This is a genomic window from Mesorhizobium sp. M0618, assembly GCF_040320765.1.
Lineage (GTDB): Bacteria > Pseudomonadota > Alphaproteobacteria > Rhizobiales > Rhizobiaceae > Mesorhizobium.
Genome location: NZ_JAMYQH010000010.1, coordinates 42,994 through 59,181, shown reverse-complemented (window position 1 = coordinate 59,181; position 16,188 = coordinate 42,994). Strand labels below are relative to the sequence as shown.

Here is a 16,188-nt window from a genome sequence, read left to right as displayed (position 1 = left end):
CGCCAGATTGAACGCTATTTTGCCATCACGGATGATGGACCTGCTCGCGGAGCCAGTCGCAGAAGTGGCGTGGCGCCTGGCGTCGGTCACCTTTGCGCATCAGGGCGAAGTACCAATCAGGTCCCTTCAAAACTATGTTCAGTGGCGCGACGAGCTGGCCAGCCTTCAGCAAAGGCCGGAACAGTGTCGGCGATAGCAGCGCCACGCCCATACCACTTACCGCGGCGTTGGCGATGAGCTCAAAGATTGAGTAGTCGACGCCAACGAAGCGCAGATCGATCGGCATCGGCCGCTCGGCTCGAGCAAACCACTTGCCCCAATCGGGGTGGGGCAGCAGATCGAATTTCGTCAGGTCCTCCGGTCCAGCAAACGGCTGTGAGCCAAGTAGCGCGGGTGCGGCCATGGGGGTGACGTCGACCGGTGCCAGGGGGTATTCGTCGAGCCCCTCCCAGCCGCCGCGCCCAGTGCGGATCGCCACGTCAAAGGCAGTCGACTCACGCAGGTCCGACGAAATCTCCAGTTCGATGACCGCGCCACCGGCGGCGCGATAGCTCGACAATCGCGGGGCCAGCCAGCGCGAGGCGAAGGTCGGCGGCACCGTGACGCGCAAGGGTGCGGCTCCGCCCCGAAATTGGTCGAGCGCATCGCTGATGTCATCGAGCGCCTGCCGTACCCGGCTCGCCAATACCACCGCTTCCGGGGTCGGAACAACCCGCCGGCCAACGCGGGTGAACAGGGGCCGGCCAAGTTCGAGTTCCAGCGCGCGAATGCGCAGGCTGACGGCGGCCGGGGTGAGCGCAAGGCGGTCCGCGGCGCCGGCAAAACTGCCCACGCTGACGCACATCTCCAGGATCCGTAGCGATTCAAGAGCGGGACGAATGATTAGTTTTCCTTGTCAATTGGGCAAGCAATGCGCGTTTTGGGATGACGCCGCGCTGGCGCAAAGTCTGCCTATCAAAGCAACAGGAGCGATGCCTTGCAACCGCAATCGACCAATTCAACCTTAGTGGCAGGCCTTATCGACGTGTTTGCCGATACCTCGTTGAACGGCAATCCACTGGCCGTCGTGGAGGGCGCGGATGGCCTGTCAGACGCACAGATGCGCCGGATCGCCGGCGAGTTCAATCAGGCAGAAACCACCTTCATCATGCACAGCGATCGGGCCGATCTGAAGCTGCGCTCGTTCACCGCCGCCGGGGCGGAAGTGGGCGGCGCCGGCCACAATGCGCTCGGTGCCTGGCTCTGGCTGGCCGAAGACGGCAAGCTCGGACCAGTCCAGGGGCCCCAAACGTTCCAGCAAGAGATCGGTGGCGAGGTGCTGCCGATCGAGCTTCGCCGGGTGGACGGGCGGATTTTCGGGCGCATGAAGCAGTCTACACTCAAGCTTGGTCCACCATTGACCGATCTGATCCCATTGACCGCAGCCCTGGGCCTTTCCTGCGAGGATATGCTTTCAAGACCCGGGGCGCGGGTCGCCAATACCGGCGTGGCACATCTGCTGGTCCGCCTCGTCAATGCTGGGGCAGTCGACCGGGCCGATCCATCCGCGAAAGCACTGCTGAAGGTGCTGAACGCTGCCGCGGCGGAGGGCTGCTATGTCTATGCCCTCGATGGCGCGCCAAACCGCGCCTATGCCAGGTTCTTCAACCCTACAGTGGGATTGTGGGAAGACGCTGCCACCGGCACCGCTGCCGGTCCTCTCGCCGCCTATTTGGCCAGCGAAGGCATCATGTCGGGCGTTATCGAGATCGAGCAGGGCACCAGGATGGGTCGGCGGAGCATTCTGCGCGTCAGCCTTGCCCCCGAACCTGAAGTTTCGGGCGCCGGCATCATCGTGATGCGCGGCAGGCTTTCCATTTGAGGCAATCGAGCAACCGCTCTAGACCGTTACGCAAATCCCCGTGGAAGGGAGCGACATGACCTGACCCGCCGCCAGTTCACCAAGGCTCGCCACCTCAGCTTTACTCAGCGGGTTCACAAACCGCCTTCTCAGAGGAGACCTCTGCCATGACTACGCCGACAGCTTTCGAAATCGCCATCCCCGAGGCCCAGCTCATGGACCTGAAATATAGGCTCCAGCACGTCCGCTGGCCTGACGAGCCGGCCGACGCAGGCTGGTCCACGGGCACCAATCTCGACTACATGAAGCGGCTGACCGACCACTGGCTCAACGACTACGATTGGCGCCAAGCCGAGGCGGCTTTGAACGCATTTGCCAACTTCAAGGTCGGCATCGACGGGATCGATCTGCATTTCGTCCATCAGCCTTCGAAGAACCCTGACGCGGTTGCGCTCCTGCTGCTGCATGGTTGGCCGGACTCGTTTTATCGCTACCACCGCGTGATCGCGCAGTTGTCCGAGCACTTCCATGTCGTCGTCCCTTCGATCCCCGGCACCGGCTTTTCCGGTAAGATCGCCCTACCGATGGACAAAGTCGCCGATCTGTTCGCCCGCCTGATGACTGACACGCTCGGGTATGGAAAATTCATCGCTGCGGGTGGCGACGGGGGTTCCATCATCTCGATGTCGCTGGCCCAGCGCCATCCCGACGTGCTGCTCGGCTATCACGTGACCGATGTGGGCTATCCCGACCAAACCACAGATTTCACCGTCCTGACCCCGCAGGAACAAGCCTATGCCGGCGCCATCCACCAATGGTTTTTCGCCCACGGCGCTTTCAATCTGGTGCATGCGACCAAGCCGCAAAGCCTGGCCTTCGCGATGAACGACTCGCCGGTGGGGCTCGCAGCCTGGATCATGAGCTTCATGGCCGGAATGGGTCATGGCGACGAAGCGGATGCGCGCTTTGGCCGTGATGAACTGCTCACCAATATCATGATCTACTGGCTGACTGAGACGGCGGCCTCGTCCTTCCGGATCTATAACCAGAACGTGGTGCAACCGCCGACCATCAAGGGCAAGAACACCGGCGTTCCGGTTGCGGTGGCCAGCGAGCTGCCCATCCCGGGTGGCGTGCGCCTTCCGCGTGAATGGGCGGATCGCCAGACATCAGGAAACGTGGTTCAGTTTCATGACATGGAGAAAGCAGGCCACTTCGCAGCCTGGGAGGACCCGTCATTCTTTGTTCGCGACATCCTTGAGTTCGCGGCGCATCTGAACCGCTGATCGCGGCGGGCCGAAGCCATGGGGCCAGGGCGCCGCTCGTCGACATGAGCTACCGACGCATCAGGAACTATTTGAGACTGCTGCGCCTCGAAAAGCGGGCGCAATCTCACACGCCGGGCACTCTCGATGTGTTCGCGCGCTTGGATCTCCGCGTCCTTGGCATCGCGACGCACGATCGCATCGATGATCGTCCCATGCTCGGCCTGCGCTGCCTGAGGCCGTCCGGCCGCGGAATAGGCTGTGCCGGGGAGCAGGCTTAGCGCATCGGCCAAACGGCTCGTCGCCTCGATTAGGTACTGATTGTGGGCAGCGGAATGGATGGCGTTGTGGAAGCGCCGGTTCGCCTTCAACAGGCGATCGGGAGCGTCGAGGAGAGTGCCCAGGGGTTCATGGATGCTCACCAATTCATCGATCTCGGCCTGTGACGCATGCTGTGCGGCAAAGCCTGCCGCAGCACCCTCAAGTACGCCGCGAAGCGCGTAGATCTGGATAACTGGCGATCGGCTGAGTTCCGTCACGACGACGCCACGGCTCGGACTGTTCGACAGCAGGCCTTCGACTAGCAACTTCTCGATCGGCTCGCGCAGGGGAGTTCGGCTCACGCCCAGCATCTTGGCGACGCTAGCTTCCACCAGACGATCGCCTGGCCGCAGCGTCCCGTCGCAGATGGGGTCGCGCAGGCGCAAGGTTATAGCTTCCGCCTCGGCCGTGCTTTCGCAAATCGTCTTCGGTGAGGGGCGTGAGCATTTCGATATTCCATGACCAGTGTCCATGCATCGCCGATTTGAGCCTCATTGCCGACTGCGCTCACACTGACGGTAATTCTGAAATCATCAAATGACGTTGCGGGCAGCATGGCCGCCCTGACCCTCATGTGCATGCCCGCCGTGACAGGAATTCATGATGAATCCAAAAGGAGCCCACCTGTCTGCAAATTGCTCGTTCGTTATGACTGCGGCTTGACATGAAGCTAAAAGGTTTCCTATAAGAGAAGGACATGAAACCATAAAGTTCCATATATGAATGATGAAGACTTGGTCTTTAAAGCTCTGGCGGATGCGAGCCGGCGCGGATTGCTCGATCGCCTGCACGGACGCGCGGGCCAATCACTTAGCGAACTTTGCCAGGGGCTGAAGATGTCGCGGCCGGCTGTCGCCAAGCATCTGCGTATCCTAGAGAAAGCCAATCTGGTGTCGGTTCAATGGCGCGGCCGTGAGAAGCTACACTTCATCAACCCCGTGCCCATCAATGACATCGCCGAACGGTGGATTGGCAAGTTCGAGCGGCCGCAACTGCGATCGCTGTCGGATTTGAAGGACCACCTCGAAAGTACATCCAAGAAGGAGAATGACCATGGCTGAAAGCCGCTTTGTTTATGTCACCTACATGCGCGTTTCGCCAGAGAAACTGTGGGAAGCCCTGACCACGACGGAATTCATGAAGTCGTATTTCTTCGGCGTGACTTTTGAAACCGAATGGAAGGGGGGGGCATCCTGGCGGATGATTTACCCCGACGGCACGGTTTGCGACAGCGGGGAAATCCTCGAATTCAGCCCGCCGTCCAGGCTTGAATTGTCCTGGCGCAATGAATGGCGCCCCGAAATGAAAGCAGAAGGCGAGAGCCGGTGTGTGATGGAGATCGAAGCCGCCGGAGAGGCGGCGAAGCTGACGGTTACCCATTCGATCGGCGTCGAGAATTCCAAGTTAATCGCAGGCGTCTCGGACGGTTGGCCCCGAATTCTGTCAAACCTCAAGTCGCTCCTCGAAACTGGCGCAACGATCTTGACGAGGTAAGCGCTATAGGACAGGTGATTTTCGGCAACCATTCGTTGTGCGCGTGCCACGGGCAGAACGGGACAGGCCAGACTTTCGAATTCTACTGCGATGTTCTGGGCGCCCCCTCATGGTTCAACGATTGGGGAGAAGGATGCGGGCTGTGCAGGGTTAAGGACGCGAGCCAAGCGGCTCTTCGTACAGATCGGACACGATGACGTGCGAAAGGGACAGGCCCAGCGGGATGATCGAGTGAGTTTGTGGACGCTTTCTCGACCTGGTGGGCCAATCCGCTGGTTGTCCGGTCCGAAGCAATAGGTCCAAAGTTATGGCTGCATCACCGGATCCGAGATAGCGGGTAGCGATCGTATGCTGGCGCTAATGGTGGGCGCAGAATCCTCAAGCCCACGGTTCGCCGCTAACGCGCCTCAACGCGCGAAAACAGACCTGACCTCCTGACAGCACAAACCTCATCGTGCCCGACAAAATAAGAAAGCAATATTTTAGCGTCCTCTTCTGCCTCGCATTCAAAACGCCATCCCCTGCCTCGTAGCCCTCACCCGCATTGTCTTCGCGGGGGATATACAATACGGCGCCTTCCATGGTGAGACCTTATGATTTGGCGGTATGACGCTAGGGGGCGAAGCTGATGCCCCGTGCGATGGTAGACCATTAGAAATGTGTACGTGACCAGGCAGCCTGCATCAGCGGGACCGAAGGCTGAACACCCACTCCACTTGGTGGACATCGAAGCGTTAGGAGTGCGCGAAGAGCCGTGCGGCAAGCCTTGTGCAACGCATTATACAGGGTTGGCTCCGCGACTTGCTCGCCGACGGCCAGACCATCTTTCGAACTATCCAGATACAGCATCCAGAACGGTTCCATCGTCTCATCTCCGCCGACGCGCGAGTAGCCACGGCTATCGTTGCTCAGCTCAGGGTCCGCTTCGTCTATTGCGTATGCGCTTCGGGGCCTGGACCTCGAGCGAGATTGTTTGCGGGCGTGCGTTACAACAACGCCGGATCTGCGATTCCTAATCGCGCCGTCACCACTTTTAGATCTCCTTGGGTACGGTTTGTTGCGACACCGATGCGTTGATGCCGCAATGAATCGGACGAAGCCGTCTTGCGCTCATTATTGTGCTTGCGGGCAATAGAGAGGAAGCTTTGAACCATGGGATTGCTGAGGGACGCGCGCTGCGCCTTGATCGCGATTTGAGTTTCCTTTTTGATCTCCGAAGGATGAATTGCGCGTATCGCCCCAACCGCTTCCCAAGGCTTCGCCATATGCGAAGGCAGGAAGCCTAAGTGACGGCCAGCCAACACCAAAAACAGTATCCCTTCGGTCTGGTGCGACGTCGCCCGCGGTTTAAGATCGAGTTTGGTGATCAGGCTGGTCTCCGCGGCCGAGTAGCCGTGCTGAACCAGTGTACATACATCGCGATAGCATGCCACTGGTGATTGCAGAATCGTCGATGCGGTACAATTCGTGATCGCGCCCGCAAAATAGATAGCTAGTCTCCTTCAGCACAGGAATAGAGACCACCTTTGTGGAACGATCCGAGACCATAGATACGCCAATATGAAGTCGGCGCTCCTGGACGGCACGATCAATCTCACTACCGGAACCGATGACTAATTTTAGCGTCAAGCCGGGGTGAGCTTTTACATAGTCCGACATGATCTGATGAAGTAACAAATTTTCATTAGTAACTAGATTTTCGATGAATCCTATATAAAATGTGCCTACAAGCTCGGAATGAAATGTATTAACTCGTGAGCGAAATTCCTCAAGCGCCACTAGGAGCTGAGTTGTTGAATCGTAGACAACTTGTCCTTCCGGGGTGAGTGCGAATCCACTTCGCCCTCGCTCGCATAGGCGGACCCCAAGTCGAATTTCTAAGTCAGTGACGTGCTTGCTGATTGCAGACTTGGTGAGCCCAAGCTCGACTTCTGCCGGCGAGAAGCCACCGCAGTCCACGACTGTGCGGAACACCCGAAGCAGCTTGAGCTCGAAATCGGTAAACTGGTTGGCAAATATGCGATGAGGCCAGCTCACGAATAGCACCTACGGCGAAATTCTCGTTCACGGTGTCGGACTTCGCTGGGCATGAGTTTTCCTAGAGTACGGACAAGTTGAACGCCCATCAGCTTATCTGATGAGTCGACGTTTTGTAAAGCGGATCCGTGAATATCCAGGATGCGCTTGTCGATTTGTGCGAGCGCAATGATGAAAAGACGCGATGGTCAGACGAAATGATGGAGTCGGACTTAACAAGTCTTTTTCGGCCCGTGTGACGTTATCGCACCAGGCAGCCATTGATGGACTCTGCCCACAATACACAGAGGTAACCGTCTGCCATTTCTGCAGGAAAGATTGGTTGCGCTTTTTGGAAAGTGGGGTTGCCATCTGCTGTGTGACGCTATCGTCTCGAGGCGATAGACTCCGTCCCGTGCACCCTCTCACTATAGGATCCGTGCACGTGTTCTCATAATATTTTCGGAGCGCCATGATGAATGATCTGACCAAACGAGAGCCGATCTATGATCCCCAGGAGTTGGAGCGGCTGTTGGTATCTAGAGAGAACGCGGGTGATGTCGATGGCATGACCGCCCTGTTTGAGCCGGACGCAGTCATTGAACTCAACGACGGGATGAACGACGGCCAGCTATTGCGAGGTACAGAAGCGATTCATGAGTTTTTCTCCAAACTCCAGGTTACCGGGATAGGACCGGAAGGACGACGATTCAGGCTCGGGGAGCAGCGTCCAGCACTTATTTGCGGTGATCTGGCTCTCACCTCAACGCGGAGCATCGATGGTGACATAACGTCGGAGGTTGCGCGGCGCCAAGCGGATGGAACGTGGCTCTGGGTGATCGACAGGTATTCCGTCAACTGGTGACGGGCTCCAGTCAGACCACCGTCTGCCTGGGCTTGCCGCGCGTTGTTCCTACTTATCAGCTTGTCTGATAAGTAGGAACAACGCGCGGCTCGATTGAACGGAAACCGGAGCCAACTTATCAATGATTCTTCGTTCTTGGCATGGCGTCGTGCCCAGTCGACTCGGCGATGCATTCGACCTTTACTTTCGGAAAGTTGTCATCGATGAGATCGAGGACCTGCCCGGCAATCTTGGCGTGTTCTTCCGGCTAGAAACTCAAGGTGAGTTCACCCACATCTTTCTCATTACCTATTGGGATTGTTGGGCGTCTATCCGCCGGTTTGCGGGAGCCAATGCGCACATTGCGGTGACCTACCCAGACGATTTGAAATATGAGCTCATCTCCGACCCTATCGTGCTTCACCAGGAATGCTTAACGATCCAGCCCTGGTATGGAGAATCTTAGCGGCCTCAGAGGCGATTGCATCAGCCTCCCACCACCCGCGCGGAACAGATTTTTACACCGGGATCTGCCCTCAGAATCGGCGAGCGAACTCGACGATCTGTTTGATGGCCTCAGCGGTTTCGGGCGCTTCCAGCGCGCCGTGGTAAACGTGGGGCAGTCCTTCGGCGACATGGAGTGTAACGTCGACCCCAACGTTTGCCGCAGCCTCGGCGAGACGTTCGGAGTCGCTCAGCAGAACCTCGGCACCGCCAACCTGGATGAGCAGGGGTGACAGTCCGGTCTGAGAGGCAAACAACGGAGAAGCTGTCGGGCTGCGAGCATCGGCACCGTTCAGATGGGTAACTCCCAGGCTAGTGACCGCCTCCCGGGTAAAAACAGGATCTTGTTCGGCGCGCGTGGTCATGGAAGCACCCGAAGCAGTTAGATCGAGCAGTGGGGAGATCAGTAACGTGGCGGCTGGCAACGGTTCGCCAGCGTCGCGAAGCGTATGCAACAGTGCGAGCGCCAGTGCAGCTCCGACTGAGTCGCCGGCAAGGAGCACGTTGGCAGGATCGATGCCGCCGTTGGTTACGAGCCAGCGCCAGGTGGCCAGAGTATCGTCGAAAGCGGCAGGATAAGAATGCTCCGGGGTGAGGCGGTATTCAGGAAACAGCACCCGGCGGCCAGTGGCTCGACCTAAATGAGCAACCATCGGGCCATGACTGCGCAGCGACCCCAAATAATAGCCTCCGCCGTGCAGATACAACATGACCTTCGATGACGTGGCCGCCTCTGGCGGGGTCAACCAATATGCTGGGACGCCGCCCGCGTCCAGGATATCGACAGCGACGTCATCTGAAAGCGCGCGCAGCTGGCCGACAGGCGCGAAACTGTCGCGGGATACAGCAAGCGGCCGTGGCGGGCTGCTCGCGCGAATAATCCGGCGCTTCTTCAAGAAGTCGATGATTGTCTGCATTTCCGGACTGGGCATGGATGCATCCTTCTCGTGATCCACAAAGGTCACGGTTTGCCTGATCGATAGATCGCTGTTTTTTACGGACCGTCCCCGCGTCGAGATTAACAGCTGGACCGCACTTATTTAGAGGCTCGTTTATTGACCTTGCCGATAGCGGCAAGTTCCTCCACCAGGCGGTCGATATCCCGGGACGTATTGTAGAGATGTGGAGAAATACGGAAGTAATCGCGGCGCGGCGACACAAAGATTTGCTTCTCGACAAGTCGCTGGACAACAGTCTTGGATTCGATATGCGGGAACTTGCAGCTTACAATCGAGCTACGTGCCTCGCGAGACAGCGGGGAAACCACGTGAATATCGAGACCGGAAATCCCCCTGATTAGCTGGTCTGCCAGCGCCAAATTCCGGTTCATGATGTTGGGGATGCCGATCGCGTGTAGATATTCGATGCTCTCCGCAAGCGCTCCCGCGCACCCGTAAGCCATGGTTGAGAACTCAAAGCGACGAGCGTCGTTATGGTACACGCAACGCTCAGCTTGCAGATCGTAGATTTCGGAATGAGATCTCCAGCCGGTAATACCTGGGTCCATCGCTTGCTGACGCTTGGGTGATATGTACGCGAGGCCGACACCGAATGGGCCGCAGAGCCATTTGTAAGACGTAGTTACCAAGGCATCGATAGCAACTTCACGCACGTCGAGCGGCACTGCGCCAAGCGACTGCGACGCATCGACCATGAAAAAAGCACCAACGCGGGCCGCTGCATCCGAGATGCGTTTCAAGTTAAAGCGTTGGCCGGTGGAATACTCGACATGAGAAATGGAAACGACCGATGTTCGTTCGTCGATCGCGGCGATGAGCCCCTCTTCGTCAACGACGCCATCGCGAGCCGCAACGTAATGCATCTCAGCTCCCGTATGGCGTGCCACCCGTGCCCACGGATACGACGTGCTCGGAAATACGATATCGGTTGTTACGATCCGCGTTCCAGCTGGTGGCATGACTGCCCAAGCGATGGATGAGACAAATTCGCTCGCAGATGAAGCAACGGCGATATCATGGGGACCCGCGCCGATGAGCTTGGCAAACGCTCCACGAACCTTGTCGAACACAAGGTCTTCTGCAACCTCGTCAAAATTCAGCGAGCCGTTCTCCGCGATATCGCGCTGCCAGGCTTCGACATAGTCGGACGCGGCCCGCGGCATCAGGGCAACGTTGGCCGCGTTCAGGTATGTCAACTTGGCTGTGGCTGGAAAGTCTGTATCGATTGACATGTGCGTGGAACCGTTCGCTTGAGTTTATGGGCCTGTGCATTGGCACTCCGCTAACGATGTCACTTCGGCTGGATGAATTGGTTGCGCTTTTTGGAAAGTAGGGTTGCCATCTGCTGTCTGACGCCGTCGTCTTGAAGACGATAAAACACCGTTCCGTGCACGTTCCCACCACATTGGCGGAGTGTCATTGTGAGTGATCTAATCAGAAAGAGCAGGTCTACGATCCCCAAGCCACCGGCCTCGTGGATGGGGTATCAATTGACCCGCGCACGGCGCCGGCTCGAGCCGCATGCATGTTGCGTCCCGAGCCTAAGCAGCGCACCGCGTGGCAAGGAAAGTAGATCAAGCCCCTGAGCAACGATGTTCTCACTCAAGTCACCAGGGCCAACATTGAAGCCTTTGACGCATTGCGCGTCGTAGAGTTGGTCGAGCCCCCTACGCGGTGATTTCAATGGTCGCTTCCACCTCAATCGGTACACCTTGAGGAAGAGCGGCAACGCCAACAGAGGTTCTTGCATGCTTTCCCGCATCCCCAAACACCTCGACCATCAGATCCGAGGCTCCATTCATCACCAGATGCTGTTCCTTAAAATCTGGCGTCGATGCGACATAGCCGACGAGGCGAATGACGGAGGACACTTTGTCGAGGTCCCCGATTGCCGCCTTTATCTGCGAAAAGATGTTCAAGCAGCAGAGCTGTGCAGCCCTTTGCGCCTCCTCCACGTCGATATTCCTACCCAGGATTCCCACGAACGCGGTTTTGCCATTTAGGCGGGGCACCTGGCCGGCTATGTAGAGAATGCTGCCAGAAAGCTTGAAGGGGACATAGTTCGCGGCCGGAACCGGCGCTGTTGGCATTATCAATCCGCGCTGGATCAGCTGAGCTTCACGCAAGCCTGACATAACATTCTCCAAATCTTGCAACCCCTTCGCTAGAGATTGGCAAGTTCAACAAGCGTTCGAGCGAGCACGCGGGTCCCCGCCACCATGTCGTCGAGCTTTGCGCTCTCCGCTTCGTTGTGGCTTATGCCGCGCCAACAGGGGATGAATATCATTCCGGCCGGTGCGATCTCTGCAATATAGCGCGCGTCATGGCCGGCTCCGGAAGGAAGGCGCATGAACGAATAGTCGAGGCTTTCCACGGCGTTCAAAATCGCTTTCGGAACAGAGCCTTCGAAGGCAACAGGACTTGAATGACGAAGTTCACTTACTGTTACGCCACACTTCCCTACGTTTTCTCGCGCCACGACTGCTATCTGATCGCCCAGAGATCGGAGGGTTTCTGGATCCGGATGCCGAAAGTCGATCGTAAATGTCACTGATCCCGGAATAACCGCCATCGCGCTTGGAACCACATCCATCTCACCAACCGTAAAGCGAACGACATCGTTGGGGTCGTGGAAGACCTTCCGCAATTCGCTGAAAATCTGCATCGCGGCAACCAACGCGTCTTTTCTGAGCCGCTCAGGTGTGTTGCCTGCATGCCCCGCTTCCCCGGTCACCTGGACCTTGAAGCTTCGGTGACCTTGTATCGCCGTGACGATGCCAATGGTCTTGTCTCGCGATTCGAGTTCGGGGCCTTGCTCGATATGAGCCTCGACATAGTACGCGATAGGCGATTGGAATGCCCTGTGGCCGACGCAGGGATGGTCTTCCATCAATTCCGCGAGCGCTTGCTTCACAGGAATGTTCTGGTTGTTTCTGATCTCTAAAAGCCTCGGCAACTTGGAGGGGTTCGCGTAGGCTTGAGAGCCAAGACATCCAACGCCGAATTGGGCATCGGCCTCCTCTGCTGTCCAGATCACGGCTTCGATCGGGCGTCGTGTTGGAATTCCCGCATCGTCAATTGCCTCGAGCGCTTCGAATGCCGCCAACACCCCGTAAATGCCGTCGAACCGCCCGCCATTTGGTTGTGTGTCGCTGTGAGAACCACTCACGACCGGCTCCAAGTCCTTCTCACTCCCTTCCCGACGCACGAAGATGTTTCCAAAATCGTCCATCTCTGTTCCAAATCCTCGTGCGGTGGCCCAGGACAGGAACAACCGCCGGGATTCCGCGTCTTCCTTGCTGAACGGAAGCCGGTGTACGCCGCCCAGTGGGGTAGCACCGATGCTCGCCATGTCGAGGTGCCGCCGCCAGAGCCGGTCTTGATCGACGTGGCCCGCCAGCATTTGAAGGGAGTTAGAATTCGCATTTCTGGACATACGGAGACCACCTTGTCGGACTGGGTAACGAACCCAAGCACCTTGAACCATCGCTGCCGCGCTCGGCGTGCAATTCAGCCGATTATTGGCATTTCACGAGGTGCGCGCCGGTTCAACAAACTCACGCCATTCGCGGTAACAGCAATGTTTTCCTCGTGCACGGACACGTATCTGCGTGTCTCGCCGTCGACGTCGATTTGATAGGCCATGCTGGGTTCGATGGTCAGAACCATTCCAGGCTCGACGACTGTATCAACGCCGGGCGCGATAGACGGGCTTTCGCACATCCGCAACCCCAGACCATGCCCCATACGTCCAAGCTCAAATGGTTCGAACGGCAGGCCGAGTGCCCCTGAAGCCTGTTGCATCGAATCCGACATCTGCTGCCAGATGTCCCCCATCGTGCGCCCCGGTTCAGTCGCGTTGATTCCAACCTCGGTGGCGTTCCAAACAATCTCATAAATCCGCCGAAGCTTTTCGTTGAGGGGCCCGAATGCATACTCCCGATTGAAATCGCAGAAATACCCGTGTCGCGTGCTTCCCGTATCGATCACAAGGACGTCGCCTTTCGAAATCTTTTTGGCCGATGGATCCAGGTTGATGCAGGGGTAGCCGAAGCGTTCCGCCACTCCAATCACATAGGGAGAAGTTTCAGCGCCGCGCTCGAGCAATTCATGACGGAACGCCGTGCATGCCTCGCGTATGCTCATTCCGGGTCGCAAAAGGGCGGGCAGCGCCTCATATGCCGAAGACGCAATCTGGCCGATCGCCCGGATCTTTTCCACCTCAGCCGCCGACTTCAGCATCAGCAATTCGCGCAGCAAGGGATATGCGTCGACCAGCTCGGTGGAGGATATTTCGCGCCCCAGCCGAAGGAAGTCGCCGGCCGGCATTGTAAGACGACTTTCTGGACCGAGTTCGGCGCCGACCCGACCATAGCGCGTGGGTACGCTCCTGATGGCATCGCGAAGGAGCGAAATCCCGTCGTCCTCCGGCCGAGGTGAAATCCAAGTACGAACGTCCCTGACCCAGGAAGTGCGCAACGCGATCTCGGCATTGCTGGTCGGGATGATAAGGATGATTTCGCCTTGGCAGGGCAAAACTGCGTATCGCGGTCTCGTCAGGTTTACCCAAGTTGGGCTGTTAAACCCGGTGAAATACCTGAAATGGTCTTCGCTGGTGATCAGAATGGCATCAAGGCGGTCACGCAGCATAAGCGTTTGAGCCGCTTCAAGACGGTTCTCATACTCGACGACTTCAAAGTCAAACTCGCTCACAACCTATCCCTTTATAGTTTTTCCAACTCACCACGTGCTCACTTCGCGTCGAGCAATTTCTCAAATTCGGCTATTGTCGCGGCTTCGAACACGCGTGGTGACGCGTTTTTGGTTTGATCCATCCACCGTTGGCCCCCGGCAGTCAGGACACAAACCACTGGCCGATCACGGTCAAATCCATCAGCCCTGCAAAGCTTAGGCAGGCACGCAACCGGCAGCGCCGAGCTGCTTTCAACGTTGAGGCCCTCCTCGGCGAGCAAGCACGCTGCATTTTGGATTTCTTCTTCACTAGCAGATAGGCCAAATCCTGCGGATGCTCGGATTGCGTCCAGCGCGTCGTCGCTGCTGACCGTTTCGGAAGTGGATTTCGCCACACTTTGAAAGGGCGGCAATTCGATGGCACTGTTGGACCCACGTGCAAGGGACACCTCGATGGAGTTAGCTTTCTCAGGCTGGGTGGCTACAAGGCGAGGAAAGGTTGCTATGACGCCTGCATCTCGACAATCTACGAAACCTTTAAATGCGCCGTAGAGGCCATTTCCTCGCGCGCATGGGAATAGCATCGCACCAGGGGCTTCCCCGAGCTGTTCAACAACTTCATAGGCGAATGTGCGATAGCCCTCCACGCCGAAAGCATTTTGAACGGGTTTTGCCAAGAACAGGCCAATCGGAAACCAATCCGCCCGTCGTGCAGCCGTCTCAAGTGCGGCAAATCGTAGGTCCCGATCGGTAACGGCAATGCGCGCGCCATAGAAACTGGCCTCCGCCAGAATTCCGGCCGGTGTTCCGTGCGGCACGATCACCATGCTCTCCATTTCCAAGGCTGCCGCGTAAGCTGCAACTGAAATAGCGAGATTTCCCGTTGACGAGACCACGATCTTGCCAAAGCCGAATGACCGAGCGGCATTCGCGGACATCGCGACGAAGCGATCCTTGAACGAGGCTGTCGGGTTCTGCTGCTCAAGTTTGAAATAGAGGTGGGGAATTCCCAGCCGCTTGCCGATGATGCGGGAAGGAATCAATGCTGTTTCACCTGCGCCCAGTGACAGAAATGCGCCTTTGTCTTGAACCGGCAAAAAATCAAGCCAGCGATCGAGCCCTCGTCCGACACGTTTTGTGAAACCATCTGGATTGAGCGGAGCGGCACGCACCAGCTCAAGCAAACCTATTTTGCCGTGTATGGCGCATTCCGGGCAGCCGCGCACCATCGGGCCGACATCATAGACCGTGCGGCACGTTTGACACCGTAGCCGCCAGTCCATCTGGCTCGTGGAAATCATCTTAGTTGCTTCCTCATTTTCAAAAAATGCGCAAGGAAGGCCGTCCGCCGGCAAGGGCGCAACAATATTTTCCTTGTACAGGGGTGCTTAGTTTCGTTCTGGGTCGCCGTGACTCTCAATAACGCGAGCCGAGCTGAGAATGTGAGCGGCCATTGCCTCACGGGCTGCGATCGGGTCACGGCGTTCTATTGCTGAAAGAATTGCGAGATGCTCCTTCACATCGCGTTGCGGCATGAGCGGAGTCTCTCGCATCATCTTTTCCCGATACTCTCGCACTTGCACGACCACGAGATTTATCGATTCAGCCAAAACAGCATTGTGGGCGGCCGTTGCGATAGCCTTGTGGAACAAGGCATTCTGCTGAAAATAGACCCGGCCGGCTTGTACCTCGCGTTCAACGGCTTTGTGCTGTTGCCGCAGTTCTGTGAGATCTTCAGCCGTGGCGCGCCGCGCTGCAAATTCTGCAGCCTTCGTTTCAAGCGCTTCTCGAACATCAAGAAGATCCAGCAGAGCACGCCTATTGAGTTGATCGACGTCGACACTCCGTCGAATGGAGGCAAAGGGACTGGAGGCCTGCGTGCTCACCACCGCGCCTACACCTTGGCGGTTGGTAACCAGCCCGAGAGTGACCAGGCCACGCATTGCTTCCCTCACAGTCGAGCGGCCCACGGAGAAGGCTTCCATCATCAGTCGCTCCGATGGCAATCGCTCGCCCGGCTTGAGCCGACCATCTCGAATTTCCGCCAAAATCTGATCGAGCACATTTTGACTCATTGACGTGCGCGAGGGGGGTTTAAAGCGCGTCGGCTCTGGCCCGACGCGATCGCTGCTTTCCGCGTGACGTTCGGCCTCCGGCAAGGACTTAGATTTAGTTGAACGACCCACGGAAGTTCCTCCTCATTAAAACCATGCAGATCCGCTCCGGCGCGTGGCGGCGCCGACTGAACCTAAT

At 57.6% G+C, this 16,188-nt stretch carries 17 protein-coding genes; 6 read left to right on the top strand and 11 right to left on the bottom strand.

From position 1 onward, the window contains the following. Positions 1-25: 25 nt before the first annotated feature. Positions 26-880, bottom strand: coding sequence for a LysR substrate-binding domain-containing protein (locus tag NKJ04_RS13090; protein WP_352675627.1), 855 nt, complete (start codon positions 878-880; stop codon positions 26-28). A gap of 96 nt (positions 881-976) precedes the next feature. Here NKJ04_RS13090 and NKJ04_RS13085 point away from each other — a divergent pair, with 96 nt between their 5' ends. Both NKJ04_RS13085 and NKJ04_RS13080 read left to right on the top strand, forming a co-directional pair. Next, positions 977-1,861: a PhzF family phenazine biosynthesis protein gene (locus tag NKJ04_RS13085; protein WP_352675432.1), complete on the top strand. Its 885-nt coding sequence runs from the start codon at positions 977-979 to the stop codon at positions 1,859-1,861. Between the two features lie 146 nt (positions 1,862-2,007). Continuing rightward, entirely contained in the window at positions 2,008-3,126 is a 1,119-nt protein-coding gene (locus NKJ04_RS13080; RefSeq protein WP_352675431.1) for an epoxide hydrolase family protein, read from the top strand. Here NKJ04_RS13080 and NKJ04_RS13075 read toward each other — a convergent pair. Next, positions 3,030-3,899, bottom strand: coding sequence for a GntR family transcriptional regulator (locus NKJ04_RS13075; protein ID WP_352675429.1), 870 nt, complete (start codon positions 3,897-3,899; stop codon positions 3,030-3,032). The two genes, NKJ04_RS13080 and NKJ04_RS13075, sit on opposite strands and share 97 nt — an antisense overlap. A gap of 246 nt (positions 3,900-4,145) precedes the next feature. On the opposite strand from NKJ04_RS13075, the gene NKJ04_RS13070 reads away from it, so the two are divergent. Beyond that, entirely contained in the window at positions 4,146-4,487 is a 342-nt protein-coding gene (locus NKJ04_RS13070) for an ArsR/SmtB family transcription factor (RefSeq protein ID WP_023808176.1), read from the top strand. Then, positions 4,480-4,920 (top strand): SRPBCC family protein, encoded by a 441-nt coding sequence (locus tag NKJ04_RS13065; RefSeq protein ID WP_352675425.1) that lies wholly within the window; start codon positions 4,480-4,482, stop codon positions 4,918-4,920. The genes NKJ04_RS13070 and NKJ04_RS13065 overlap by 8 nt, the downstream gene beginning before the upstream one ends. A gap of 986 nt (positions 4,921-5,906) precedes the next feature. Here the strand turns inward: NKJ04_RS13065 and NKJ04_RS33670 are convergent. Together NKJ04_RS33670 and NKJ04_RS13060 are read right to left on the bottom strand one after the other, a co-directional pair. Next, positions 5,907-6,353 (bottom strand): LysR substrate-binding domain-containing protein, encoded by a 447-nt coding sequence (locus NKJ04_RS33670; protein ID WP_502897914.1) that lies wholly within the window; start codon positions 6,351-6,353, stop codon positions 5,907-5,909. After that, the gene (locus NKJ04_RS13060) at positions 6,268-6,957 is read right to left on the bottom strand and encodes a LysR family transcriptional regulator (RefSeq protein WP_502897913.1); all 690 of its coding nucleotides are present in this window, start codon (positions 6,955-6,957) and stop codon (positions 6,268-6,270) included. The genes NKJ04_RS33670 and NKJ04_RS13060 overlap by 86 nt, the downstream gene beginning before the upstream one ends. 454 nt (positions 6,958-7,411) lie before the next feature. On the opposite strand from NKJ04_RS13060, the gene NKJ04_RS13055 reads away from it, so the two are divergent. Both NKJ04_RS13055 and NKJ04_RS13050 read left to right on the top strand, forming a co-directional pair. Continuing rightward, positions 7,412-7,801, top strand: coding sequence for a YybH family protein (locus tag NKJ04_RS13055; protein ID WP_352675422.1), 390 nt, complete (start codon positions 7,412-7,414; stop codon positions 7,799-7,801). A 121-nt stretch (positions 7,802-7,922) separates the two neighbouring features. Continuing rightward, on the top strand, positions 7,923-8,246 hold the full coding sequence (locus tag NKJ04_RS13050; RefSeq protein ID WP_352675419.1) for a hypothetical protein: 324 nt from the start codon (positions 7,923-7,925) through the stop codon (positions 8,244-8,246). Positions 8,247-8,316: 70 nt separating this feature from the next. On the opposite strand, the gene NKJ04_RS13045 is transcribed toward NKJ04_RS13050, so the two are convergent. The 7 genes from NKJ04_RS13045 to NKJ04_RS13015 all read right to left on the bottom strand — a co-directional run bounded on the left by NKJ04_RS13045 (position 8,317) and on the right by NKJ04_RS13015 (position 16,121). Further along, positions 8,317-9,216 (bottom strand): alpha/beta hydrolase, encoded by a 900-nt coding sequence (locus NKJ04_RS13045; protein WP_352675416.1) that lies wholly within the window; start codon positions 9,214-9,216, stop codon positions 8,317-8,319. Positions 9,217-9,320: 104 nt separating this feature from the next. Continuing rightward, entirely contained in the window at positions 9,321-10,475 is a 1,155-nt protein-coding gene (locus tag NKJ04_RS13040; RefSeq protein WP_352675414.1) for an aminotransferase class V-fold PLP-dependent enzyme, read from the bottom strand. 435 nt (positions 10,476-10,910) lie between these two features. Beyond that, positions 10,911-11,378 carry a RidA family protein gene (locus tag NKJ04_RS13035; RefSeq protein ID WP_352675411.1) on the bottom strand — a complete coding sequence of 156 codons (468 nt, stop codon included), beginning with the start codon at positions 11,376-11,378 and terminating at the stop codon, positions 10,911-10,913. Positions 11,379-11,407: 29 nt separating this feature from the next. Continuing rightward, positions 11,408-12,679 (bottom strand): M20 family metallo-hydrolase, encoded by a 1,272-nt coding sequence (locus NKJ04_RS13030; RefSeq protein WP_352675409.1) that lies wholly within the window; start codon positions 12,677-12,679, stop codon positions 11,408-11,410. Positions 12,680-12,753: 74 nt separating this feature from the next. Continuing rightward, on the bottom strand, positions 12,754-13,956 hold the full coding sequence (locus tag NKJ04_RS13025; RefSeq protein WP_352675406.1) for a M24 family metallopeptidase: 1,203 nt from the start codon (positions 13,954-13,956) through the stop codon (positions 12,754-12,756). Between the two features lie 38 nt (positions 13,957-13,994). Further along, positions 13,995-15,290 (bottom strand): pyridoxal-phosphate dependent enzyme, encoded by a 1,296-nt coding sequence (locus NKJ04_RS13020; protein ID WP_352675404.1) that lies wholly within the window; start codon positions 15,288-15,290, stop codon positions 13,995-13,997. Positions 15,291-15,323: 33 nt separating this feature from the next. Further along, positions 15,324-16,121, bottom strand: coding sequence for a FadR/GntR family transcriptional regulator (locus NKJ04_RS13015; RefSeq protein ID WP_352675402.1), 798 nt, complete (start codon positions 16,119-16,121; stop codon positions 15,324-15,326). Positions 16,122-16,188: the final 67 nt, after the last annotated feature.